Annotated in this window: 18 protein-coding genes; 13 read left to right on the top strand and 5 right to left on the bottom strand. The window is 50.0% G+C overall.

Translation table 11 applies throughout. The features are described from left to right. Window positions 1-100: 100 nt before the first annotated feature. Window positions 101-1,693 carry a hypothetical protein gene (locus tag JMJ16_RS45780; protein WP_201392493.1) on the bottom strand — a complete coding sequence of 531 codons (1,593 nt, stop codon included), beginning with the start codon at window positions 1,691-1,693 and terminating at the stop codon, window positions 101-103. 458 nt (window positions 1,694-2,151) lie between these two features. After that, entirely contained in the window at window positions 2,152-3,336 is a 1,185-nt protein-coding gene (locus tag JMJ16_RS45775; protein WP_201392491.1) for an IS256 family transposase, read from the bottom strand. Between the two features lie 667 nt (window positions 3,337-4,003). Here JMJ16_RS45775 and JMJ16_RS45770 point away from each other — a divergent pair. The 8 genes from JMJ16_RS45770 to JMJ16_RS45735 all read left to right on the top strand — a co-directional run bounded on the left by JMJ16_RS45770 (window position 4,004) and on the right by JMJ16_RS45735 (window position 15,568). Beyond that, window positions 4,004-4,426 (top strand): glycosyltransferase family 2 protein, encoded by a 423-nt coding sequence (locus tag JMJ16_RS45770; protein ID WP_201392489.1) that lies wholly within the window; start codon window positions 4,004-4,006, stop codon window positions 4,424-4,426. Between the two features lie 425 nt (window positions 4,427-4,851). Continuing rightward, entirely contained in the window at window positions 4,852-6,213 is a 1,362-nt protein-coding gene (locus tag JMJ16_RS45765) for a glycosyltransferase family 2 protein (RefSeq protein ID WP_201392487.1), read from the top strand. A 66-nt stretch (window positions 6,214-6,279) separates the two neighbouring features. Further along, window positions 6,280-7,656: a glycosyltransferase family 2 protein gene (locus JMJ16_RS45760; RefSeq protein WP_201392486.1), complete on the top strand. Its 1,377-nt coding sequence runs from the start codon at window positions 6,280-6,282 to the stop codon at window positions 7,654-7,656. A 4-nt stretch (window positions 7,657-7,660) separates the two neighbouring features. Then, the gene (locus JMJ16_RS45755; RefSeq protein ID WP_201392485.1) at window positions 7,661-8,683 is read left to right on the top strand and encodes a glycosyltransferase family 2 protein; all 1,023 of its coding nucleotides are present in this window, start codon (window positions 7,661-7,663) and stop codon (window positions 8,681-8,683) included. Window positions 8,684-8,856: 173 nt separating this feature from the next. Next, on the top strand, window positions 8,857-10,704 hold the full coding sequence (locus tag JMJ16_RS45750) for a lipopolysaccharide biosynthesis protein (protein WP_201392484.1): 1,848 nt from the start codon (window positions 8,857-8,859) through the stop codon (window positions 10,702-10,704). Window positions 10,705-11,081: 377 nt separating this feature from the next. Continuing rightward, entirely contained in the window at window positions 11,082-12,635 is a 1,554-nt protein-coding gene (locus JMJ16_RS45745; protein ID WP_201392483.1) for a hypothetical protein, read from the top strand. Beyond that, on the top strand, window positions 12,632-13,924 hold the full coding sequence (locus JMJ16_RS45740) for a hypothetical protein (RefSeq protein ID WP_201392482.1): 1,293 nt from the start codon (window positions 12,632-12,634) through the stop codon (window positions 13,922-13,924). The genes JMJ16_RS45745 and JMJ16_RS45740 overlap by 4 nt, the downstream gene beginning before the upstream one ends. A 180-nt stretch (window positions 13,925-14,104) precedes the next feature. Beyond that, window positions 14,105-15,568: a hypothetical protein gene (locus JMJ16_RS45735; RefSeq protein ID WP_201392481.1), complete on the top strand. Its 1,464-nt coding sequence runs from the start codon at window positions 14,105-14,107 to the stop codon at window positions 15,566-15,568. 41 nt (window positions 15,569-15,609) lie between these two features. Here JMJ16_RS45735 and JMJ16_RS45730 read toward each other — a convergent pair whose 3' ends face one another. Next, on the bottom strand, window positions 15,610-15,972 hold the full coding sequence (locus JMJ16_RS45730) for an AraC family ligand binding domain-containing protein (protein ID WP_201392480.1): 363 nt from the start codon (window positions 15,970-15,972) through the stop codon (window positions 15,610-15,612). Between the two features lie 389 nt (window positions 15,973-16,361). Between JMJ16_RS45730 and JMJ16_RS45725 the strand changes: the two genes are divergently transcribed. The 5 genes from JMJ16_RS45725 to JMJ16_RS45705 all read left to right on the top strand — a co-directional run bounded on the left by JMJ16_RS45725 (window position 16,362) and on the right by JMJ16_RS45705 (window position 21,564). Then, window positions 16,362-17,669, top strand: coding sequence for an RNA-guided endonuclease TnpB family protein (locus JMJ16_RS45725; RefSeq protein WP_201392479.1), 1,308 nt, complete (start codon window positions 16,362-16,364; stop codon window positions 17,667-17,669). 67 nt (window positions 17,670-17,736) lie between these two features. Then, a complete protein-coding gene (locus JMJ16_RS45720; protein ID WP_201392478.1) occupies window positions 17,737-19,620 on the top strand; it encodes a hypothetical protein in 1,884 nt (627 codons plus the stop codon). Between the two features lie 78 nt (window positions 19,621-19,698). Continuing rightward, entirely contained in the window at window positions 19,699-20,130 is a 432-nt protein-coding gene (locus JMJ16_RS45715; protein WP_201392477.1) for a hypothetical protein, read from the top strand. Continuing rightward, entirely contained in the window at window positions 20,130-20,900 is a 771-nt protein-coding gene (locus JMJ16_RS45710) for a PKD domain-containing protein (protein WP_201392476.1), read from the top strand. The genes JMJ16_RS45715 and JMJ16_RS45710 overlap by 1 nt, the downstream gene beginning before the upstream one ends. 226 nt (window positions 20,901-21,126) lie before the next feature. Then, the gene (locus JMJ16_RS45705; protein WP_201392475.1) at window positions 21,127-21,564 is read left to right on the top strand and encodes a DUF4383 domain-containing protein; all 438 of its coding nucleotides are present in this window, start codon (window positions 21,127-21,129) and stop codon (window positions 21,562-21,564) included. Between the two features lie 78 nt (window positions 21,565-21,642). Here the strand turns inward: JMJ16_RS45705 and JMJ16_RS45700 are convergent, their stop codons facing one another. Beyond that, a complete protein-coding gene (locus JMJ16_RS45700; RefSeq protein ID WP_201392474.1) occupies window positions 21,643-22,494 on the bottom strand; it encodes a sugar phosphate isomerase/epimerase in 852 nt (283 codons plus the stop codon). A 12-nt stretch (window positions 22,495-22,506) separates the two neighbouring features. Beyond that, window positions 22,507-23,670, bottom strand: a complete 1,164-nt coding sequence (locus tag JMJ16_RS45695; RefSeq protein ID WP_201392473.1) for a dihydrodipicolinate synthase family protein — start codon at window positions 23,668-23,670, stop codon at window positions 22,507-22,509. Window positions 23,671-23,683 lie beyond the last annotated feature (13 nt).

Genomic DNA, 23,683 nt, shown 5'->3' with positions numbered 1-23,683 from the left:
ATAGCAAGTGGGATCCTATCCTAATCTACAGCTATTGTATTTAGCAAAGTCTTCCTGTGCTATACCTTCCAGAAAACATCATGCGACAAGAGAACTTGTGTCAAACCGCATAACTAACTACCTTTACCTGGTAAGGAGTAAGAAGCACGCTCTGGCCGTTAACATCCACCGTAACAGAAACCTCCGTTTTATTGACCAACATCAATTTTTCATCAGAGGCTAAAGCTTCAACTTGGTCAGGCGCTGATACTGTCGTGCTATAAATCTTTGTGCCAGGTGCAAAATCGCTCTTGAGGCTGCTGGCACTATAGTACCAGGGTTCAGGTTGCGCGCTATCTGCATAGCTAGCGGTCCAGAGTCCCTTATCTGACCAGCCATCGCCCGATTCTCCCCAGGCAAGGGCCACCGCACCTCCAGCTTTTAAAAACTCGATCATCGTATAGGACTTCAACGCATTGTCATAAGCCGCATTTAGCACATCATTACGAGGATAAGAGAACCACTCTGCAAACCAGACGGGGAGCGTGGTAGAGCCTGGATAGACGGCGGGATCTAGAGAATGTATCCATTTCACGACATCTGCAAATTTTTCAGACGCGACAAAAGGATTTGCGGCAAGATTACCAGTAGGTCTCTCTTCCCGATTTTCAATCGAACTATCTACGGTAATAAAGCCAGCACCTACTTTGTGTTGTAACCAGTACTCTATGACATCGAAGGGACGCTGATCGAACGTACCATACGGCTTAATGAGATTTGAAGGATTGCTTGGTTGCTTCGCAGACCAGACATCCATAAATACATAAGGGCCACCGATTTTTACACTATCGGTTGATATGCCTCGTGTCTGCGCCACCTTCATAATTGTGCTGTAGACCTGATTATACATGTAGGTATAACCATGATTAGCATGTACTCCATTGGGATTACCTGGACTCGTTGTGAAATCGTAATTATTGATACCTGGATTGTAGTACCCCTTTAACTCATTCCAGACTTGAAAATACCGGACATTATAAGGCGGAGCCATGTAGCGTTCCGCTACACATTGAACAAGATGCAGCCAGGCATCCATTTTATTATCCAGAATACGCGTTTCATAAGCAGCAGAAGACCATTCCTGGGCAGAGGTAAGCGTCCGGGCTTTGCCACCAGCCAATGGACTTCCCTTCATCCACCAGGGAGCCTCGTCTAATGAAAGAACAGGAGTGCTTCCAGTATCTACCGCCAGTTGCACCCGGTTATCCAGAGCAGACCAGTTCGTTGGCTCAGGGCTAGCAGGGTCAGACCAGGGATCTGGTAGGCCCCAACCCATAATGTGTGTATTTTGATACGATACCGACGTTCTGAGCAAAGACCTCACATCATTGCTAGAGACAGAACCTTTACTCTCTGGGGGAAGGACCCCCTCATTATTGACATGGGTCACACCGAGAGCAAACTGGCTCGTCGCGGAACAAGATTTATCGACTAAAACATGTATCTTGCCGTCATTTGTCGTGCTAGCATCTTTGCTCTTACAACGAGAAAGCTCATCCGGAGTACTCGTTGGAGACGGCTTTACCTGTCCAGTGACACTGTTCTTCACACGTGTAGGGCTGTAATTATCGGGATTAGCGCAAGATGACAGACTAATTACAAGGAGTGCAAGGCACAACCAAAAATAAGCAGAACGTTTCTCCCATTCACTCATGAAACTCACCTTCGGAAAGTTTTGTGGTCGCGTCTTTAGCTAAAAATGTTGGAGAGACACATTGGCTAACTATCTCCTACCCAATTTACTCAAGAAGAAAGACCTTACAACCAGACGCACTCATAATAACGGGAGGGAGAAGAGCTTTGTAACAAAACGCCCATAAAATACATATGTTATAGGACTATTAATCCACCACTCTCTTTCGTCCCAAAAGACTACTTTGATCTTATAAACTTGATATAGATGCCATAACGAATGTTGTGTACTGATGAAAGGCCAGTAACCCTCACGGCGCAAGAGCCTCAGAGCTAGCGAGCACAATGGCTTCACATCCCATCATTCATTGAGAAGCATGCGAGAAAACGCTCCTGGCTGTCCTCAAGAGACAAAAAAGGCCACCTTCTCCCTCCTCGGCCACAGCAGCCGAGCGTTGATCTGCTCAATGCTCTTACGGCTTAGCTCACCGTGACCTTGTGAAAACGAATGTCCTGCATCACAGCCCACACCAGACGCACACAACTGGTTTCGCTCGTAAAGGCGTCAATCTGATCGGTTCTCTGCCGCACATTGCTAAAGAAGCCTTCAATCGCGTTGGTGCTCTGGATATGCCGATGCATCCCGACTGGAAAGTCATAAAAGGTGAGTAAGTGCTCCTCATCCTCACACAAACTGCGCACCGCTTGGGGATAGCGCTCGGCATATTTGGCTTTGAAGGCGACAAGATTGGCCAGAGCATCCTCCTTCTTCTCTGGCTTCCAGATCCCCACCAGATCGGCTTGCACCAGCTCGCGCTCTCGACGAGGAATGGCACTGAGCACATTGCGCTGCTTGTGAACCAGGCAGCGTTGGCGTGCAGTCGCTGTAAAGAGCCGGTCAAGCGCTCCCAGGAGTCCTTCATGCCCATCCGTGACAAAGAGGTCCACCTCAGTGGCTCCACGACTGCGCATGTCCTGTAAGATGCCCAGCCACCCCTCACGGCTTTCTTCGGCGCAGGCTTGCAGCGCTAAGACCTCCTTGTTTCCCTCCCCATCGACGCCCAAAATCGTCAAAATGATGCTCGCATCGCACTTGGAGCCATGACGAATGCTGAAATGAATCCCATCGAGGTACACAATGCGATAGTGCGTTTGTAACGGACGGGTGCGCCACGCCTCAAATTGTTCACTCGGGCTTTCATTCAAGCGACTCACGCTACTGGCGCTGGGAGCGACCCCCAGCAACGTGTTGGCGACCTTGCCAATTTTGTGGGTGCTGCTTCCGCTGACAAACATCTCGGTTAAGGCCTCTGCTACCTCAGGCTCATAGCGGCTGTAGCGCTCAAACGCCTGCGTATGAAACTGGCCCTCTCGATCTCGTGGAACGCTCAGATCTTCAATACGGCCACTTGTGGTCACCAGGTCGCGGGTGTAGGAGCCATTGCGATAGCCTCGACGCTGGCTGGTGCTTTCTCCCCATTCTGCGCCCAAGAACAGACGGAGTTCTTCTTGCATGATTTCTTCCATCACCACGCGGGTTGCTCCACGAATCAACTCACGCAGATGCTGATGAAAGCTCTCTTGGCTGGGAACATCCGATGGGGAGATACGTACGCTTGTCGTTGGTGGCTCTGGTGTGTTATGGTGTTTTTTGTGCACAGGCATAGTCTTCCTCCTTGTCCTTTGTGCAGGACTGAGTAAAAACATTCTATGCCTGTAGTATCACCTTTTCTTTCCTCCTTGGGAAGCCTTCCCCCTTTACACAACATTCGTTATGGCATCCTTGATATAGCAACTACCCGCTAGCCAGTACAAAAGTACACCTCTATTAAGCAACTTCCTCTCTAGCCATCAAACATACAAAAATACCAGGCTTGACAGACTAAGTTGTAGTGAATATACTCAGCCATAAATGCGAAAGAATAGCCATATTTTCTTTAAACTAGGGATAATTTATACAATAAGCCCTTTTTTCAATATAATATTGTAGAGGCATGTAAAGAGGAATATGCCTATGCATTTTTGCTTGTTCTATCTTAAAGCTTTGTTTTATTTTCGAGAATCCTTACTTATATCTCGTTCTCTTCAAAAAAAGAAATATTCCAGCCATATTTTCCCTATATTTACCATGCCTACGCCTCTAGTAAGCAAAAATCCATTACACTTTCACACCATTTGACTTGATCACCCAAATTTATGATTATATTTCCGGTAAAGGGGGCACAAATAACCTGACTAGCACTTATGGCAAGAACACCATAGCTTTTCGCTTCTATAGCAGTAAGGCTTCTCCCTTTAGCGTTTAAAATACAGAAAGATGTCGATTGTATATATGTCAAAGCAAGAAAAATATCCCAGCATCAGTGTTGTTATTCCAGCGCGCAATGAGGCACAAAATCTTCAGCATATTTTACCCAAGTTACCCGAAATCGTCACTGAAGTTATCCTCGTCGACGGCCACTCAACGGATGATACAAGCAAAATTGCACAACAGCTATTGCCAGACATACGCGTCATTCAACAGGAAGGAAGAGGCAAAGGCGACGCAATGAGAGTAGGCTTTGCTGCTTGTACAGGTGACATTATTGTTATGCTGGATGCCGATGGATCTGCTAATCCTGCAGAAATTGTACGTTTTGCCGAAGCGCTTATGGCTGGCTATGATTTTGCAAAAGGTTCGCGTTTCAGCAAGGGGGAGGCAGCCAGGATATTACTTTACTGCGTAGCATTGGCAATTATGTTCTGTGCCAGCTAGCTAACCTACTATTCTGGCAACACTTCAGTGATCTCTGCTATGGTTATAACGCTTTTTGGCGTCACTGTCTTGACCGGATTGACATCGACTGCGATGGTTTTGAGATAGAGTCACAACTTTGCCTACGTATACACAAAGCTCACTATAAAATTATTGAAGTTCCTAGCGTAGAGCATAGACGTATCTATGGAGAAAGCAATCTGCGTACATTCCGCGATGGATGGCGAGTCCTCAAAACAATTTTAAAAGAGCGCTCCAACACTCTCACTCAGACAGCACATTTCGCAGCACAAGGAAATTTATATATGCAAAAACAACTCTCTACCAAAACAGTGGAGACTCCAAGCGTACAATAAAACTCCAATGCAGGGTTCCCCTAAATTAAAATACTTAGTATCTCAATAGATGACAAATTGGTGAAAGCTATGCTATTACAGGCATATTATGAAGAAAATGTTGTTGAGCAAGCTCCAGATCTCATGCCCATGCTTATTGTCGAGATTGAGCTGGAGCAAGCCCTCCCGAACATCTCCGCCGTTGATCCCAAGACCCAACGTCGCTATCAACGCGTAATGGCCGTCGTGCGCCTGCACACCCAACCCCTGGGCCTTGCCGAACTGCCCCTCTCCACAGAGGAGCTCGCTCCTGCTACCTATGCTCCTTTGCTCTGGAATGCCCTGAGCAGTGAGATCAATGAACATCTTCAGCAAGATGGGTTGCCAGAGCTGAGTGAACTACCACTTCAGGGGCTTGCCTCCACCACGCCTCCTCGCTGTCTCGCCGAACGCGAAGCCTTTCTGGTCAGTCCCGATCTGCCCCTGGTCAGCGTGATTATCCCAACCCATGATCGCCCCGAGACCCTTGCCTCCTGTCTGGAGGGCGTATTGGCTCAGCACTATCCACGCTTTGAAGTCCTTGTGGTCGACAATAAGCCCAGTACCGATGCAACACAACAACTCCTGACACAGATCTCAGGCACCCATCCACAGGTGCGCTATCTACGCGAAGAGGGTCCTGGCATTGGTAATGCCGCCAACTGTGGCATTGCAGCAGCTCAGGGCGAAATCCTGGCTTTTACCGATGACGATGTGGTGCTCGATCCCTACTGGCTTGTCGAGCTTGTACGCGGCTTTCGCCAGGCAGAGAAAGTGGCCTGCGTCACCGGCCTGGTCCTTCCCCTTGAGCTGGAACAACCCGCACAGTTCTGGTTTGAACAGTATGCTGGCTTCACCAAGGGCTTCCAACGCCGCCTCTTCGACATGAAGGAGCATCATCCAAAAACACGGTTGCACCCTTACACGGCTGGCCAATTTGGCACAGGAGCCAGCATGGCCTTTACTGCCTCCTTCCTCAAGAGCATTGGTGGCTTTGATCCCGCCCTGGGTGGCATAGGTCTGGTAAAAGCGGGATTAGATATATCGGCATTTTTCGAAGTAATGATGCGTGGCTATCGCCTGGTTTATGAACCTCGTGCCTTGCTCTACCACCTGCATCGTCGTGATTATTCTGGCTTGCACAAACAACTTCATAACTATGGCATGGGCCTTACTGCTTACCTGACCAAGTGTGTCTGGGAGCGCCCGCACCTGCTCTTTGATCTGCTTCCAAAACTAGCGTATGGTCTTTTTTTCACTTTGAGTAATCGCTCTGCAAAGAATCATAAGAGGCAGGATAACTATCCCAAAGCATTAAAACAAGCGGAATTAAAAGGCATGCTCTTTGGGCCTTTGGCCTACCTACAAAGTCGGAGAGTGGTACGTAAAGTTCTGCGGAAAAACACACTCTAGTGAAAACTTATATTTGATCTTAAACAAATTGGATGCATTATCACTGATACACAAGGGTAAGAATATATGTTGTTGCTAACACGTCAGAAAGATGCCTCTAGAGAGCATGAGAACACCTCTCTTGAACAAGCTCCAGATCTCATGCCCATGCGTATTGTCGAGATCGAGCTGGAGCAAGCCCTCCCGAACATCTCCGCTGTTGATCCCAAGACCCAACGTCGCTATCAACGCGTATTGGCCGTCGTACGCCTGCACACCCAGCCCCTGGGCCTTGCCGAACTGCCCCTCTCCACACAGGAGCTCACTCCTGCTACCTATGCTCCCCTGCTTTGGAATGCCCTGAGCCACCAGATCAATGAGCATTGCCAGCAAGACGGGTTGCCAGAGCTGAGTGAACTACCACTTCAGGGGCTTGCCTCCACCACGCCTCCTCGCTGTCTCGCCGAACGCGAAGCCTTCCTGGCCAGCTCTGATCTGCCCCTGGTCAGCGTGATTATCCCAACCCATGATCGCCCCGAGACCCTTGCCTCCTGTCTGGAGGGCGTATTGGCTCAGCACTATCCACGCTTTGAGGTTATTATTGTTGATAGCGCTCCAAGTACAAATGTGACAGAACAGTTTCTTACTCAAATCTATGGCACATATTCTCAGGTGCGCTATCTGCGCGAAGAGCGTCCTGGCGCTAGCTGGGCGCGTAATTGTGGCATTGCAGCAGCCCAGGGCGAAATCCTGGCTTTTACCGATGACGATGTGGTGCTCGATCCCTACTGGCTTGTCGAGCTTGTACGCGGCTTTCGCCAGGCAGAGAAAGTGGCCTGCGTCACCGGCCTGGTCCTTCCCCTTGAGCTGGAACAACCCGCACAGTTCTGGTTTGAACAGTATGCTGGCTTCACCAAGGGCTTCCAACGCCGCCTCTTCGACATGAAGGAGCATCATCCACGCATGCCCTTACACCCCTATATGGCCGGTCGCTTCGGCACAGGAGCCAGCATGGCCTTTACCGCATCCTTCCTCAAGAGCATTGACGGGTTCGATCCCGCTCTAGGTGGACTCGGTCCATCCAAAAATGGACAGGATATATCAGTTTTTTTCGAAGTAATGATGCATGGCTATCGCCTGGTTTATGAACCTCGTGCCTTGCTCTACCACCTGCATCGTCGTGATTATTCTGGCTTGCGCAGGCAGCTTTATGGCTATAGCGTAGGGTTTACGGCTCACCTGACCAAATGCGTCTGGGATCATCCACTCCTTCTTTTTGATCTCTTGCCTCAACTAGTTTCCAGTTTTTTCTTCGCCTTTTTCAATCGCTCAGCAAGAAATCGTTTGCAACAAAGCAGTTATCCGAAAGAGTTGAAACAACTTGAATTAAAAGGTATGCTTTTTGGACCCCTGGCCTACTGGCAGAGTCGTAGGATAACAGGCAAAACCTGGAAGAAGGCATAGCATCATGATCCAAGATACTATCCAAGCAGAGACATCCGATATTAGTGTTATTATTTGCGCCTATACAGAGAGGCGCTGGGACGACCTGGCAGCTGCTGTATCTTCTGTACAGCAACAAACCTTACCAGCCCGAGAAATCATAGTTGTGATCGATCACAATCCGCAATTGTTTAACAAAGCACAAGCAGATTTGACAGGAATTACTGTCATCCAAAATCAAGAAGAACGTGGATTATCTGGAGCACGCAACAGTGGAGTTGCCATTGCTCAAGGTCAATTTATCGCATTTCTAGATGATGATGCTCTAGCAGACGACAACTGGTTGATGCTCTTCCAACAGGTCTTGCAAGACCCACACATTCTAGGTGTTGGCGGATCTGTCGTTCCGCTGTGGGTAGATTATAACCCCTCCTGGTTACCAGAGGAATTTTACTGGGTTGTGGGTTGTACCTATCTAGGTATGCCTCAAAACAACGCACCAGTTCGTAACCCAATCGGAGCAAGCATGTGCCTGCGTCGTGAAGTATTTGAAAGTGTTGGAGGTTTCCGTAGTGGCATTGGACGTGTAGGCACACGCCCAATTGGCTGCGAAGAGACTGAGCTATGTATTCGTGCAAGCCAGCACTGGCCTGCGCGTCAATTCTTTTATCAGCCCCAGGCCAGAGTTCAACATCGTGTTCCGGGTCAACGCGCACAGTGGAGCTATTTCTGGTCGCGCTGCTACGCAGAGGGCATTTCAAAAGCATTTATAACACGCTACGTGGGAACAAAAGATGCGCTCTCGTCCGAGAACACCTATACATTTCATACTTTACCCCGGGGTGTAACACGTAATATAAAGTCTGTGTTTACACAACATAATCCAGGTGGCCTTCTAAAGGCAATAGCTATCATTACTGGACTAGGAGTGACAGCAGGAGGATACATAATAGGAAGACTTTTTTCACGCAAAAATGAGCAGGAGCAAAGTAAGCAAATACCAGCTGTACACGACAGGCAAGAAGGAGATCCTACCCCTGTACTATAGTACTTACTATGTATGCAATATCCCCCACCCCTGGTTTATGCTTATATATGGATTTATAAAAGTGATTCAAAGCCAGAATAGCCGTCTATAGAAGAAATCTGGGCGCGAGAATGCTCACCACAACAGTGGTGTTAAATTTCGCCGAAGAATAAGTCGTTGCGGGAGTTTCGTTGGTGATAACGCCTATCTTTCAATGGGTCAAAAAAAATAAAGCCATATTATTTAATACCGGTTCACTGATTGGCACGATGGTTGTTACATCATTGCTAGGCTTTGCTTACTGGTGGGTAGCAGCTCGCTTGTTTAGGCCAGAAGCCGTGGGTCTCGCCTCGGCGGCAACCTCAACCATGATGCTGATCTCCTCATTCTGTATGATGGGTTTGGGAACTCTGCTCATCACCGAAATTCCCCGTAATAAGGGCAATGAGGGACCACTCATCAGTACAGCTCTCCTGCTGGTAGGAGGCATTGGCTTTGTAGCTGGAATCATCTTTGCTCTGCTCGCACCTTTTATTTCTCCCGCACTCCGACCCATAGGTGCAGGCATACAAAATATTGTGCTCTTCGGTGCTAGTATTAGCATCACCGTGATTACCATAGTCATTGACCAGGCAGTGATCGGGCTTCTCCAGGGAGGATTACAGTTCTGGCGCAATACTATCTTCTCAATCGTCAAACTTATCGCCCTCTATCTCCTCGCTATTTGGCTCAACGATAAAATTGGTATGTCTATCTATGCAACCTGGACGCTAGGCAACATCATCTCGCTCATACCGCTGATATTCCTGGCTGTATGGAAAAATCGTACCAGGCTAGGTAGCCTTTTGCCTCGTTGGTATGTGCTGCGCAAGCTAGGAGGAGCGGCAATCCAGCACCATATCTTAAACCTGATACTTCAGGCACCAACCCAGGTCTTGCCTGTACTCGTTACTGTACTGCTCTCACCAGCAATGAATGCCTGGTTCTATGTCTCATCCATGCTCGCTAATTTTGTGTTTTCTATCGCGGCCTCACTCACCACTGTGCTGCATGCAACGAACGCGGCCCAGACAACTACGCTTTCACAGAAGACACGCCTGACGGTAGGCATCTCAGCTCTCACAGGTATCGTCACCAGTGGCGTCCTGGTGCTCGCAGCAAACCTGGTTCTCAGTTTTTTTGGTCACAGTTACGCAGCGAACGCTGCATGGCCTCTGCGCATCCTGGCCCTGGCCGCTTTTCCGCTTATCATTAAAAACCATCATATCGCTATTCGCCGCATCAAAGACGAGATCACCAACTCGATGTTGCCCATTATACTAGGAAGCATTCTCGAACTGATTCTGGCGACACTAGGTGCATGTTTAGGGGGATCTAGCCTGAGTCATGGGTGGCTGGTAGCACTAAGCGCACATTTGGTAGGCTGGCCGGGACTGAGCCTTAGATGGGCAATGGCACTAGGCGCACATTTAGGGGGGTTAACTGGCCTGAGCCTGGGGTGGGTTGCGGCTCTAAGTGTTGAAGCCATTTTTATGGCCCCCCTCGTCTTCAAAACGATTCGCGGGACTGATACGGTCGCCAATACCATCAGTAGCGTTGTAGACGCCGATACCATGATCCTACAGGCCATACACCCACAAACCATTACCGATTCGCTGGGGAACTTCATTGATACGCCAACGCAGCAGCTAGCCACTATCATGGGACTGGATTCGCCTACTGACACCATCAAAACACTGACATTCATTGATGCACCGACCATAAAAATGAATAGAATCCAGATCGAAGAGCAGCATACTATGCGGCTACCAAAGATAGAGAAACAGCAGCCACCTGTTACACCCAGACGATATGTCGTTCCAGATACGCCCGCGCCTTTAGCCAGATCCATCAAACGGCCAAAGTTGGAACCAATAACTATGGGAATGCGAGCCCTGAAGATTATAAGGACGCCCTCTAGTAATGATGAAGGACCAAATCAGGTAGAGCAAGAGCACATTGTGAACCAGGCCTTTAGCCGGAATAGAAATGATGAATATTAAGAACAATGAATAAAGGAATTACCATATCACAAGCTCAGAGCGGTCTAAAAATACCGTTTCTCATAGATATCGTCTGCCTGCTACTACCACTAGGCGCTTTTGTCCTCTGGTATAGCTCACTAGGTAATGTAACGATAAATATATCACGGATGAATGACCTGGGGTTGGTTTCTATCATGCCACCCACCTTGATCATCGCTTTGCTGGTCATGATGGTGAGCTTCTGTCTAACACTACAACAGTCACGCTTGCGTATGCCCATTGTGCTGTTGCATTTTGCGCTTTTGATCTTTATGCTGTATGCTCTCTGCATCCTTGTAGAGGAGGCACCACGCTTTGCGATTGTGTACCGTCACGCAGGATACACAGAGTATATTATGCGTACCGGGACGGTTGATCCCGGCCTGGATGCTTATTTTAGCTGGCCTGGTTTCTTTATTTTAAGTGCTTTCGTAACGCGAATCTCTGGCTACCCCGATATCCTGGGTTACGCTAGCTGGGCGCCTGTTTTTTATAATGTGCTCTATCTTGGTGCTCTATATATGCTCTTTAGCACATTTACGAGCAATAAACGTTTGATCTACCTGGCTTTATGGTTCTTTTGCATCACCAACTGGATCGGCCAGGATTATTTCTCACCACAGGGCTTCTTCTTCTTCTCCTACATAGTTATTCTAGCCATCATCTTAAAATGGTTTAAAGCGCCACCTGGTACACCCATTCGTCCCCTCGGTCCTCGTTTAAGTCGTATACGTTTCTTGCCCCAAGTCTATACCTGGCTCACAGCGCCCGACTCACTAAATACTCCTACTATTTCACGAGCCAAAAGCATTGCGCTACTCATCAGCATGCTCACTATTTTTGCCTTCTCTGTCTATGGACATCAATTGACGCCTTTTTTCATCGTCGCAAGCGTTACTGGCCTTATCGTCTTTCGTCGCTGTACACCTAAAATATGGTGGCTACCTATCGTAATGATAATCATGATAGGGGCTTGGCTCATTCTTATGACCCAGTCATTTCTATCTGGACATATGAGCCAGGTTTTCGGAGGAATTGTCGATATTTTCTCTTCCGTCTCCTCTAATGTCTCAAATCGCGTGGGAGGAAGTCCTCAGCACACCTTTGTTGCACGCCTACGTCTCATCATGACGGCTTTTGTCTGGGGATTAGCTGGTATAGGGGCGATTTTCCGTCTTTTTAAGGGTCATAAAGATGCCTCGATCATCATTCTAGCCCTGGCCCCATTTCCATTATTCATGATCCAACCCTATGGTGGAGAAATGCTGTTACGCTGTTATCTCTTTGCATTGCCACCTATGGTCTTTCTTGCGGCTTCAATATTTTATGAGCTACCAACGCTTCCAACATTCCTGGCATTCCTATCACCACTTGTATCACAGCTCACATCACTCCTGGCTACTATAAAGCTCCCCTGGCAAGGCATAGCAATCGCAGGCATAAATATCATCTTGCTAAGCAGTTTCCTCTACACCCGCTATGGCAATGAGAATATGGATTACAAGACATACGATGAGATAAATGGTGTCTACAAGCTCTATAGTATAGCTCAACCCGGTTCGCTCTTAGTTGCTGGTTGGGACGGAACACCATGGCAGATTAAAGATTTTGAAAAGTATCCACTCACCTCTCTCGATAGCACCGATAAATTAGGTGATGCAGTATATAACTTAAATGTTGCTTACGTTGTCCAATATATGCAAAACCAGAAGGGGCAACGAAACCAACAAATCTACTTTATCTTCACACGCAGTCAGAAAGCCTGGTTTAACTCCATGTCGGGTTTCCCTCCTGGCGCACTTGATAAATTTGAGAATGCTGTGGCCTCATCAGGTGACTTTAATCTGGTATATCATAGTCAGGATGTGCAAATATTCCAGCTTGCCAGTGCCGCTGGAGGGAAACTATGAAAATGCGTTTACTCTGGCTGTGGCCTGCCATAATTATTCTTTGTGCCCTTGCGGCTTGTATCGTCACATACGTGATCCCCGACGCTCAAATTAGAGCTGTCACTGTCATGAGTTTTCTTTTTATTTGCCCTGGTATGGCGCTGGTACGTTTCCTTCGCCTCAATGATGTTATCACAGAATGGATCATGGCTTTTTCTTTGAGCTTTGCCATTGATGCCATAGTGGGAGGCATATTTTTATACACAGGCCACTGGTCGCTTTCTGGTATTCTTATTACCTTGTTAGTTATTAGTCTTTTGGGAGCAACAGGGCAACTCGTAATCCTACATCCCGTAGTGGCGCAACGCCTAAGTGCATTGTCCATTTTCAAAATGCCAGAAGATATAACTGACAGTGAGACGATGGCCCTACCAAAAATATCGCTCGCAGGTCATACAGGCAAAGCGGTAAGTATTGAAGATCAGCAGACAGCCTATTTGTCCAACTATAAACTTTCATCTAGCACAGATCAAACCAGAGATGTAACCGAGACAGATACCATACAAATGCCCTCAGTCATACGCAACACACCTGCTCAAGAAGATATTGCTGATCATGATACAACATATATAAATGCGGTTGAACATATAAATGCAAATGACTTACCAGATATAATTGACGAGTCACAAAACAACATAGAGGCCATTGAAGAGAAGGCAACTGTACATGTTCCCAGTATTAGTATTTCTTATTCACCTGCACCTCAAGCGAAACCAAACACTGATAAACAATCTTTAGAGGAACAAGAAACACAGCAACTAAGCACCAACACCACCCAAGAACAAGACCTCCTTGAGGAGCAAGACATTACACCTATCCCAGAGGCTTCACCCTCTTCGGCTGACAATGAACAAGTCATTGACGAGCAAGACATTGCACCTATCCCAGAGATTTCATCCTCTTCGGCTGACGATGAACAAGCCGTTGAGGAGAAAGAAACTATCAATATTCCATCAGTACAGATGCCTGAGCCTGATCTGATACCTGAACAAACATCAGTCAATCCTCTAACTTCAGAGAAAGAACAAGAGGAACAGGAGGAGAAAGAGCCAGTCATTATTGCAGCAAAACCAGAACCTTTCAAGGAACCACAGAAAAAAGAAAAAACTCTTTCTGCCAGAACAATAATTCCACACACCAATCCTCACAAAGCTATCGTTCAGGAGCCTACTACAAAAAATGTTTTGAGGAAGAAGCGTCTCACTAAAGAAGCCTTAAAGCGAGAGGTCTCAGAGCAAGACAACATTTGATTGCAGGCGAATTCTGTTTAACTACTTTTTACTTATGCTTTTAGCAATTTTAAAAATAAGCTTTTAAAGCAAAGAAGGTAGGAACAAGCTAATGTGTTTTTTTATGCAGAAACGCATTATAATACAACTCGGAAGGAAAGCGTTGCCAGAAAACTTAGTTTTTTAGAAGGTTAACACGAGATGAGTAGGGAAAAGCAGTATAACCGTAGGCAAGTTTGGGGGGTTGCGCTTGCAGCTTTAAGCAGTTTTCTGCTTCTCTTTACCTCTGATGAACAGATGGCTTTCTCCTCTCTAGCTCCTACACCGGATATGCCACCCGATACGACTCTGCATATCGCAACAACATCTCAGCAAACCAGTGCCTTTACTCTGGGCATGAGCGATGTCGACACAAATCTTATTTATCCACAATCCTCTGAGCAGGCTTCACAGATCAAGCACTTATTAGCGCAAAGCAGTTCTTTCACGAACATCCATATCATGGGCTGGGGTGCAGACGATCCCTGGCCTGATCCAGCGCAGCCAGAACCTACAAACTGGAGCACACTGGATAAGAAGCTGCAAATCGCACTTGATACCGGGACGACGCCTGTGCTTACCCTGTGTGAGGCTCCCTGGTGGATGAAGGGGCGCCTGAATGCCGATGGCTCAACGACACGTCTCACCAGAGACGATGACTTTGCCGATATTACTTACGATGCACGCATCTTAGATAATCATATGTCTGATTGGTTACACCTTGTGCAAAGAATCGCGGAACGTTATATGGCGCCCCCCTACAATGTACGCTATTTTCAGGTCTGGAATGAGCTTAAAGGCTATTACAATCCAATAACCAATAATTGGGATGGCGGAAAGTCACAGGGAGATCCCACAGGGGACAACGCGCGTCACGGCTATACCTACATGTATAACCAGGTCTACACAACCTTAAAGCAAGTTGCTCAGGGGCAGGGCATAGACCCTCCACAGGTAAAGGTTGGTGGCCCCTATGTGGTGATGGATAGCTGGGCCTCAGCCAAAGCACCTGATCGTTCCAACGTCAAAGATCAGTATGGAGCACTTGACCGGAGAAGCCTCAATGTCGTCGCAACATGGCTTTCTGAGAGGATTGGTGGTGATTTCCTTACCATTGATGGCGGCAATGTCAATAAAGATGAGACCAACCTTACCGACCCCTTTACCGCCACAGAGAAATTCGCTGACGTCGTACAGTGGATTCGCTCGCTTGATCCCCATACACATCCTGGGACGACGACCCTCCCTATCTGGTGGGCCGAATGGTATGCTATCCCTTTCGCAACAGAGAACAATCCAGACTATAATAACGCTCTCAAAACTTACACCTTGCTCCAGTTTATTAATTCTGGAGTAAGTGTCGCACTCGCATGGGGCTATGACGATCTATGGTACGCTAACCCAGCAACACCGGGCCCCTGGTATGGGAGCGCCAAAGCCATTAAGGAGCATTTCCCCGCTGGAACCCCTCTCTATAAGACAAGCTCAACATCACAAGATATTGTCGCGCTCGCATCCAAAAGCAGCGTGCTCATTATCAACAAATCATTGTTGCCACACGTGGTTGATGTGAAAGGCAAACATATCCCGCTTCGATCTTTCCAGGTCGTTGTGGTCAACCGGTAAAGCGAGGCACTTTCTACAGCTTAAAGTGTCTCTTTTCTCTGCTAGAGCACATCTATTTTCGTGCGCTCGGGGCGAAAGGCTGGCATACAGAGCGACCAGTATTCGCACTCCTCGCCCTGGCTGGCGTTGCTATAGGTAACACGCGTGCCACGCTCAATCAGGCAGGTCTCGCCGGGCGCGACCTCCAGGTGCTCTCCCTCGGCCTCTACTGCAAGCACACCGCGCACGACAATGACGACTTCATCGAAGTCCGCTACCTGGGCTGGCTCGCGCCAGGCCGCGGGCGCCAACATATGCGCCAGGCTAAACCCATCATGCTTACTATGTAAGGCTCCAAAATGCTCGTCGATGATTTTCCCGTCTTCACGTGGGAAGATGCTCCCGTGCTCTACTTTATGTAACATAGGTGCTATTCCTCTCTTTGCTTTTTTATTGATTATACGATACTTCTCAGCGCCTGTGGCGCTTCGTGAGAAGGTAGGGTATTGTGGCTGTCGCTGATGCGACGGCCACAATACCCTACCTTCTCAGTTAGCCTTGCTTACTTGTAAAGACAAATATGTGAGTTATTTCACACTTTATACAGCAAACACCTTTTTTCCTTGATTGACCCCGATAGCTCTGTTATAATGATGGTGCTTAGATACATTGCTTTCAACAAACCGCCGCAGGAGTCCCCTGCCTTTGAAGCATGGGGACTCCTGCGGCGTTCCTTCATTGGAGAGAAGGAAAGGGGCACATTCACACAAGGAAAGCATTGACAGCTATCAGTGGATATGGTACATTTGTTCGCATGAAACACGTCATCACGGCCAAGCTCAAACTGCACACCGATCCCGCCCAGTTCACGGCCTTGCGAGAGACCCAACTGGCCTATCGTGATGCCTTGAACCACGTGAGCCGCTACAGCTTTGCGCATGGCAAAACAAGCAATCAGCGCACCTTGCAACATGCCTGCTACGACGACATCCGCCTGCTCTTTGGCTTGCCTGCTCAGATGGCCTGTAATGTTCCCCGCCAGGTGGGCGCAACCTACAAAAGCTTGTGGACCAAAGCCAAGCACAATGCCGAAGCCCACAAGGCTGGTCACACAAAAAAACGCTACAAGGGACTCGATCAGCCCCCCAAGTACGTTTCGCCAACCCTGACCTACAATTACCAGCGCGACTACGGCTTTAAGAAAGACCAACAGGTCAGCATCCTGACCCTGCAGGGACGAGTCGTGCTCTCCTATCGAGGCTACGAGAAACATGTGGCCCTCATTGGGCAGGGAGCCAGCATCGGGGCTGCCAAGCTCTGGTATGACAAGCCGCGCAAACAGTTCTATCTGCTGGTTTCCCTTGAGCTGGAGGTGGAGGACCCCACACCCCAGACCCATACGCAGGTGGTTGGCGTGGACGTCGGTCAGCGCTACCTGGCCGTGACGGCCACCCTCACCGGGCAAGCCTCCTTTTTCCCTGGCAAACAGGTCCGCGCCACGGCGGACCATTATGCGCGCCTGAGAAAGCGGTTGCAGAAGAAAGGCACTCGCTCCGCGACACGACGCCTGCTCGCCATCAGCGGACGAGAGAGACGGTTGAAACAAGACCGCAACCACCTGATCAGTCGACGCATCGTGGACGCACACCCTCAGCGTCTCATTGGTCTGGAAGATCTGACCCACATTCGCGAGCGGACCAGGCGCAAACGAGGAAAGAAGGCGAGCAAGAAGCAGCGGCGAGCCAACCTCCATGCCTCCTCGTGGGCATTCGCCGAATTACATGGCTACATCGCCTATAAAGCGCTGCTTTCAGGAAGTCTGGCCATCAAAGTGGATGCTTACCACACCAGTCAGGCGTGCCCCAGATGTGGCCATGCCTCTGCGGACAACCGCCCCAACAAGGGACTGCTGTTTGTGTGCCAGGAGTGTGGATATCGACTCCATGCGGATCTGATCGGAGCCAGAAATGTGGCGCTGCGGACGTTGCTCACCCAGCAGGACTGGATGAGTACGGGGATCTTGTCAGTATCCCCTGATGTGTCGTGCGAGGAAGCCAAAGCGCGACAGCGGCAACGCTATCGTGAACTGAGGTGGAGCACGGACACAAGCCCTCGCCTTTAGGCCGTGGGGTAACTGACTATAGTACTTACATGCAAAAACATTAGGAATGTAAGGTGGTATTATTGCTATGTTTTGTCCCCAATGTGGCAGAGAAACGCTACCAAATGGATTATTCTGCAATTATTGTGGAACGCGATTACCCACACCAGGGCATACCTCGAAAGAGGATGTAGAGGATGATAAGACGGTACGCGTCAATACCCAACCTGGCGCCAGCGAAGCTGAAAACAAGGTTTCCAGCCAATCAGCACAGACAACCACTATTCAGGCTCAGCCTCCTGTTGAGGATACGCCTACAATCAACGCGACCAGGCCGATCAATACATCTTCTCCACAGGTTACGCCTGCCTCATCCCAGCCTTTGACAAGCGGCACCTATCCCTCACATCCATCCGTGCCAACAATGCTGGGCGGATTTTCGGGTGCCTATCCTCCTGTACCGCAGGCTCAGACGCTGCTGCAGAGCAATCCAAATTATTTTCAGTCAGGTGTTCAGACCACGCTTCCTCCACAGGCGGCTTCGGGCGCCAACTATGCCCCGTCTCCCTATCCAGCACAGGCAGGAGCACCAATCCAACCCCGGCAGCCTCTGATTATTGTGCTGCCAGAGCGACCCAACTGGGCACAAAAGCTTACTATTCGTCTCTTCCAGCCCTACCTGGCCAGCAACGCCATTTTCGGTATCATCCTGGGCGCGCTGGTTTCGACTCTGCTTGGCATGCTCTGCTTTTTCTGCATTATCAGCCTGCTAAGCAATGCTGTACCGGAAAACATTTCCCGGCAGTACTATAATGCGTCTGGCAACACTCAAAAATCAAACGGTGGAGAGTTTACTGCTGGCAATCTGCTCCAGTTTCTACCACTACAGAGTCCTTTCCGCGATACCGCTGAATTATTCTTGATCTCCCAAAACACACAAACGACTCTGCAAGATACCTTTCCTGGCGGTTCGAATGGGACGGTTACTACCTACACTGAGACGATGACCTCGCCCTTCCATGGCCTCCTGCTACTCCAGGCTCTACTACTGGTATTGGGGGGTTATATCGCGGCCAGCACAGACTTCCGCAATAGACGTGGCGCTTCCCTGGTACGAGGCATGGCCATTGCTATCCCTTATACCGTCCTGCTCTTCCTGCTCGCAACCCAGGTCAACGGAAACATCCCTCTGGCGACCAGTACTTCTGCGACACAACAGAGTACGTCCACGTTCTCCGTCGATAGTACAACTCTGCTCCTATATGGTCTGCTGTGGGGAGCAGTCTTTGGCCTTGTGGGCGCTGCAATCAAGCTGGGGCAGGGACAGGTGCGCCATCACCTGCATCGCTATCTGTATACTCAGAGACATCCCCAGCTAACCGGTATCGTTACCGGTGGCCTGAGCGCGCTCCTGCTGGGACTCTCCCTGGCTTTGATCTTTGGCTATAGCTTGTATTCACAGATCAATCATTATGCCCTCAATAGCTCCATTCCCGACGTAATTCTGAATCCAAACACGCCCACAGATCCAAATACCGGCCCACTCCAGGCCGTGGCAATTTTTGTGCAGGGACTGGCGAGAGCCGTTGGCCTTCTCGCCTATGCCTGTGGTATTCCTCTTGTTGTCCAGCACGCTAAGGGACAAGATGGCTACCTTAATGCAGAGCCAGGCTCCTACCAGGTATGGAAACAGCTTGGTATGGGAGTTCTGGCGCATCCCTGGGTCTTCGCACTCCTGCTGGTACCTATCGTGGCGCTCTTCCTGGGTGGACGAGTAAGTGTAGCTATTTCACGCGTGCGTGGTGTCGGCCCTGGTGCCATCCAGGGCGCTCTTATCTCGCTCCCCTTTACCGCCTTGCTGCTGCTCTTCACCGCGATTAATACCAATAGCATAACCCAGTTCTCTACAGCCAATATAGCCAGCACAGGCACAATCTCTATTGGGACACAGGCAGGAGATGTGTTGCTCTGAGGCCTGGTCAGCGGGGTACTCCTGGGGGCACTCGGTGGAGCCTACCAGAATAGCGGCTTACGCTCGGTCATAAGTAGGGTGCTTGGCCTCCTGGTTAAACCAATCACGCTCCTCTTTACCCCACTCTATATCTTCTTCGATCTGCTCCTGGGGCGTCCTCGACAGATGAAGCGGAGTAGCGCCTATATACTGCTCTATACAACGCTAATTGTGGCAATTGTGCTGGGTATTCTCTCTCTCTTCGTTGGATTGATGCTGGTCCAACAGGCTCAGGTGCTTACCCGCGAGCAGAGCGAGAATTTCCGCAATGTTATGATGCTCTTATTGATCGCTCTGCCTGGTATCTTGCTTGTCAGTTCGGCAACAACGGCCCTGGCTCACGACCCGCTATTGCCCTACTTTGCATCACTTCAGGGGCAAACTGGAGCGCAACCTCAACCTCCGACGACGCCGCCAGCTGAAGCATCACAGCCGCTTACAGAATCAAATATTCAGGGAGGGAACGCATAATGCAGCCTGGTACCACCATCCCTACATTTACACCCACAAATTCAGGCTTTTATCCACTGCCCGCGGGATTGAGCACACGGCGACGCATTGCGCTGGTACTGACCATTCTGGTGATCATTGCAATCCTGGCTGCCAGCTTGATCTGGCTCTCCTGGTCTGGCCAGCAAGGATTGGAACTGGGATACCCTCAGCCAGTCGTGCATATCAATCAATTGGCGGCGCAAACCTACCATACGCAAGACGAAATTCAATTTAGCGCCCAGGGCACCGGACGCGATTTGAAATACACCTGGACCTTCGATGATACGCCCTCCGCGAACACCAGCGATACCTCAAACACCGGTAGCAGTGGAACCAATGTCGTAAATAAAGAGGGCCAGAACGTTAACTTTGTCTTTACAAGCGTAGGCTCACACAACATCACGGTGACCGTAACCGATCCGCTAGGACACACGAGCCAGGATAAAATGTCTGTTCCCATCTATCCACCCAAACCCATAGTCACCTTAACAGTAGATAGCTCTTCCTTCTATACATACGTTTACTTCCGCGTTGATACCTCAAATATTGATGAGAGTACATCAATTGCTAGCTGCACTTGGGACTTTGGCGATGGCACAGTCGAGGATGATACTAACTCTTATAACTGCACTTCAAATTCACACAGCTATAGTAAAGGCGGAACCTATACAGTAAAACTCGTGGTCACCGATACTTTCGGCCAGAAAAGCGACCCAGCCACGCAGACTGTCCAGGTTCAGGGTTCTTAAAGCCCTTTTACACAAACCTGATAATTGAAGCATCCGAGAAAGAGGTGTATGCATGGGAAATTGGGCAATGCCCAATTTCCCATGCATACACCTCTTTCTCCCTGCACGCCGTAGGCGTGAAAGATTAGATATCCATACTTGCTTTATCCATAAACACATACTAAAATAGACTTATACACCTCTTCTATGGTCTGCCTGCTCAGTTGCCACAAAAGGAGGCGCGGATATGCCCTGGACAGTCAATCGCTACTTCACCCTGGCTATCGCGATTATATTCCTCATCGTAGGCACCGCTGGTATTGCGTACTCCGCAGATATGCAAACAGGACACATGCTCATCTTCGATGTCGATGTTGTACACAATATGATGCACTTCCTGACCGGAGTGGTAGCTATGGTCGTGGCTATTATGGGTCCCACGTGGTCTAGGATCTTTAACCGTACAATAGGCGTGATCTATCTCCTGGTAGGGCTTCTCGGCCTGGCCTATCCCGTTCTCTACTTCGATGGTCGCCTGTTGGGCATTATGCATGTCAATCTGGGGGATCATATCCTCCATCTCTTACTCGGCGTTATCTCCCTGGCCATTGGCTTTGCCGCCGAACGTCTACCCAGCGTGGCAACAACCTCGCCACCCGAAGCCTCCATTCAGGATGCTGGCTAAACGATTGCTACACGCTCTTAAACAAGACAACTGCCTGGCACTTTGTGCTATAGGCAGTTGTTTGACCATACTTCTATGTTAGACACATTGCTTGTAGCGCTCGCTCATCAGATGTAGGACCTCCATGCCTGGTAACTCCCAGAGCGCTTGATTGAAGATCTCCACTTCAATGGGACCGCTATAGCCTGCGGCCTCCACCAGATACCGCAGGCGGCGCAGGTCAATGACGCCATCGCCCATCATACCCCGACCATTCAACATATCGGGTGTGGGTACAAGCCAGTCACAGACATGGAAGCCCAGGATATGGCCGCTCGCTGCGGCAACCTGTTCTTCCAATTCGGGGTCCCACCATACATGATAGGCATCAATGATGACGCCAATGCCTGGATGCGCCAGGCGCTGCACAAGCCGATTTGCCTCGCCCAGGCTGACGATCACTGAGCGATCACCCGCGTACATGGGATGTAGTGGCTCGATACCTAGCTTTACACTATGCTCTTGCGCGTATGGCAATAAGATGCTTATCGACTCTTCGACATAGGCACGCGCCGCAGGCAGATCCCGATTCGCGGCAGGGCCGCACACCAACACCAGCGTCTCTGTCCCCAAGGTTGCCGCCTCTTCTATGGCGCGCCGATTATCGTCGAGGCGCTCCTGGCGCTCCCGCGCGCTTGCAGCACAAAACCAGCCGCCGCGGCAGAGACTGGATACCTTGAGACCCGCGTCGCGTACAAGGCGTGCGCTCTCCTGTAATCCGGTATCAGCCACCTTGTCGCGCCAGAGACCAATCGAGGGGATGCCAGCGCGGGCGCAGCCCTCAACGGCCTCGCGTACGCTCCAGGGCTTAGTGGTCATCTGATTCAGGCTCAAGCGCGAGAGATTCGAGAGATCTGAGAGATTTGAGAGATTTGTAAATGTGTCGTGCATGCTTCTTCCTCTCTAGACCATGCCAGCCACAGCCAGCACACGCCGCATGCGTTCACAGGCCATAGCGGGATCTACAAGCAGGCCGGCCTTATCCGCCAGGATAAACAGGTCGGACAGGTGCACAAGCGAGCGCGCGCTCTCCAAGCCTGCTACCAGGCGAAAATGCTCCTGGTGTCCATTCAGGTACGCCATAAAGACGACGCCGGTTTTGTAGTAATAGGTAGGAGGCTGGAAGATATGGCGCGAGAGCGGCACTGTGGGTGCCAGGATGGCTTCATAGCGCTCCCATTCCTGGGCGTCTAATGCTTGAAAAGCAGCAGCGGCGGCGGGCGCGATGGCATCAAAGATCCCCAGCAGAGCGTGACTATAGCCCTGTTCATCTCCACGAATGAGGCGGGCAAAGTTGAAGTCGTCGCCGGTATACATGCGCACTCCCTCCGGCAGGCGACGCCGCATCTCGACTTCGCGTTCAGCATCTAAGAGAGAGATCTTGATGCCATCAATCTTGCTAGTGTGGCGCTGAATGAGGTCAAGGCAGACCTCCATCGCCGCGCCATGCTCAGCATGCCCCCAGTAGGAGGCAAGAGCGGGATCGAACATCTCGCCAAGCCAGTGCAGAATAACGGGTTGGCTTATCTGCGAGAGAATGGCGTCGTAGACGTAGACGTAATCCTCTGGCGCACGCGCGCAGGCGGCAAGGGCGCGGCTCGCCATCAAGATGATGCGCCCACCCTGCCCCTCGATAAAGGCGCACTGCTCCTGATAGGCCTCTATGACACCGGCGAGGGTCAGGCCAGGCCTGGGCAGTAGGTGATCTGTACCTGCGCCACAGGCGATCTCGCCTCCACAGGACCGCGCCTCAGTCAGCGAACGGCGTATCAACTCCTGGGATATCGTCCAATCCAGGCCCATGCCGCGCTGCGCCGTATCCATGGCTTCTGCGACTGAGAAGCCCAGGCCCCAGAGATAGCGGCGATAGGCCAGCGTCGCATCCCAATCCAATGCCGCCCCCGCGCCAGGAGTATTATCGGCGAAGGGGTCGGCAACCACATGCGCAGCGGCGTAGGCCTTGCGCTGGCGCGCTGGCGCGCTTGTCAGGGAATATGGTGAGGCCTCTGAAAGGGTGTATGTTTCCAGCGTATGGTTAACGCGTGGCAGACGTATCTGATAGATCATGTGTGCTTCCCTC

Source organism: Ktedonobacter sp. SOSP1-52 (genome assembly GCF_016587395.1).
Note: the sequence above shows the minus strand (reverse complement) of the source record. Positions and strands in the feature narration are given on the sequence as shown.

Excerpts from the sequence above, each read along its gene's own strand:
- JMJ16_RS45745 (WP_201392483.1), top strand. The coding sequence starts at position 11,082 with ATGCGTACCGGGACGGTTGATCCCGGCCTGGATGCTTATTTTAGCTGG.
- JMJ16_RS45735 (WP_201392481.1), top strand. The coding sequence starts at position 14,105 with ATGAGTAGGGAAAAGCAGTATAACCGTAGGCAAGTTTGGGGGGTTGCG.
- JMJ16_RS45740 (WP_201392482.1), top strand. The coding sequence starts at position 12,632 with ATGAAAATGCGTTTACTCTGGCTGTGGCCTGCCATAATTATTCTTTGT.
- JMJ16_RS45695 (WP_201392473.1), bottom strand. The coding sequence starts at position 23,670 with ATGATCTATCAGATACGTCTGCCACGCGTTAACCATACGCTGGAAACA.
- JMJ16_RS45705 (WP_201392475.1), top strand. The coding sequence starts at position 21,127 with ATGCCCTGGACAGTCAATCGCTACTTCACCCTGGCTATCGCGATTATA.
- JMJ16_RS45700 (WP_201392474.1), bottom strand. The coding sequence starts at position 22,494 with ATGCACGACACATTTACAAATCTCTCAAATCTCTCAGATCTCTCGAAT.
- JMJ16_RS45765 (WP_201392487.1), top strand. The coding sequence starts at position 4,852 with ATGCTATTACAGGCATATTATGAAGAAAATGTTGTTGAGCAAGCTCCA.
- JMJ16_RS45725 (WP_201392479.1), top strand. The coding sequence starts at position 16,362 with ATGAAACACGTCATCACGGCCAAGCTCAAACTGCACACCGATCCCGCC.
- JMJ16_RS45720 (WP_201392478.1), top strand. The coding sequence starts at position 17,737 with ATGTTTTGTCCCCAATGTGGCAGAGAAACGCTACCAAATGGATTATTC.
- JMJ16_RS45755 (WP_201392485.1), top strand. The coding sequence starts at position 7,661 with ATGATCCAAGATACTATCCAAGCAGAGACATCCGATATTAGTGTTATT.
- JMJ16_RS45710 (WP_201392476.1), top strand. The coding sequence starts at position 20,130 with ATGCAGCCTGGTACCACCATCCCTACATTTACACCCACAAATTCAGGC.
- JMJ16_RS45730 (WP_201392480.1), bottom strand. The coding sequence starts at position 15,972 with ATGTTACATAAAGTAGAGCACGGGAGCATCTTCCCACGTGAAGACGGG.
- JMJ16_RS45760 (WP_201392486.1), top strand. The coding sequence starts at position 6,280 with ATGTTGTTGCTAACACGTCAGAAAGATGCCTCTAGAGAGCATGAGAAC.
- JMJ16_RS45770 (WP_201392489.1), top strand. The coding sequence starts at position 4,004 with ATGTCAAAGCAAGAAAAATATCCCAGCATCAGTGTTGTTATTCCAGCG.
- JMJ16_RS45780 (WP_201392493.1), bottom strand. The coding sequence starts at position 1,693 with ATGAGTGAATGGGAGAAACGTTCTGCTTATTTTTGGTTGTGCCTTGCA.
- JMJ16_RS45775 (WP_201392491.1), bottom strand. The coding sequence starts at position 3,336 with ATGCCTGTGCACAAAAAACACCATAACACACCAGAGCCACCAACGACA.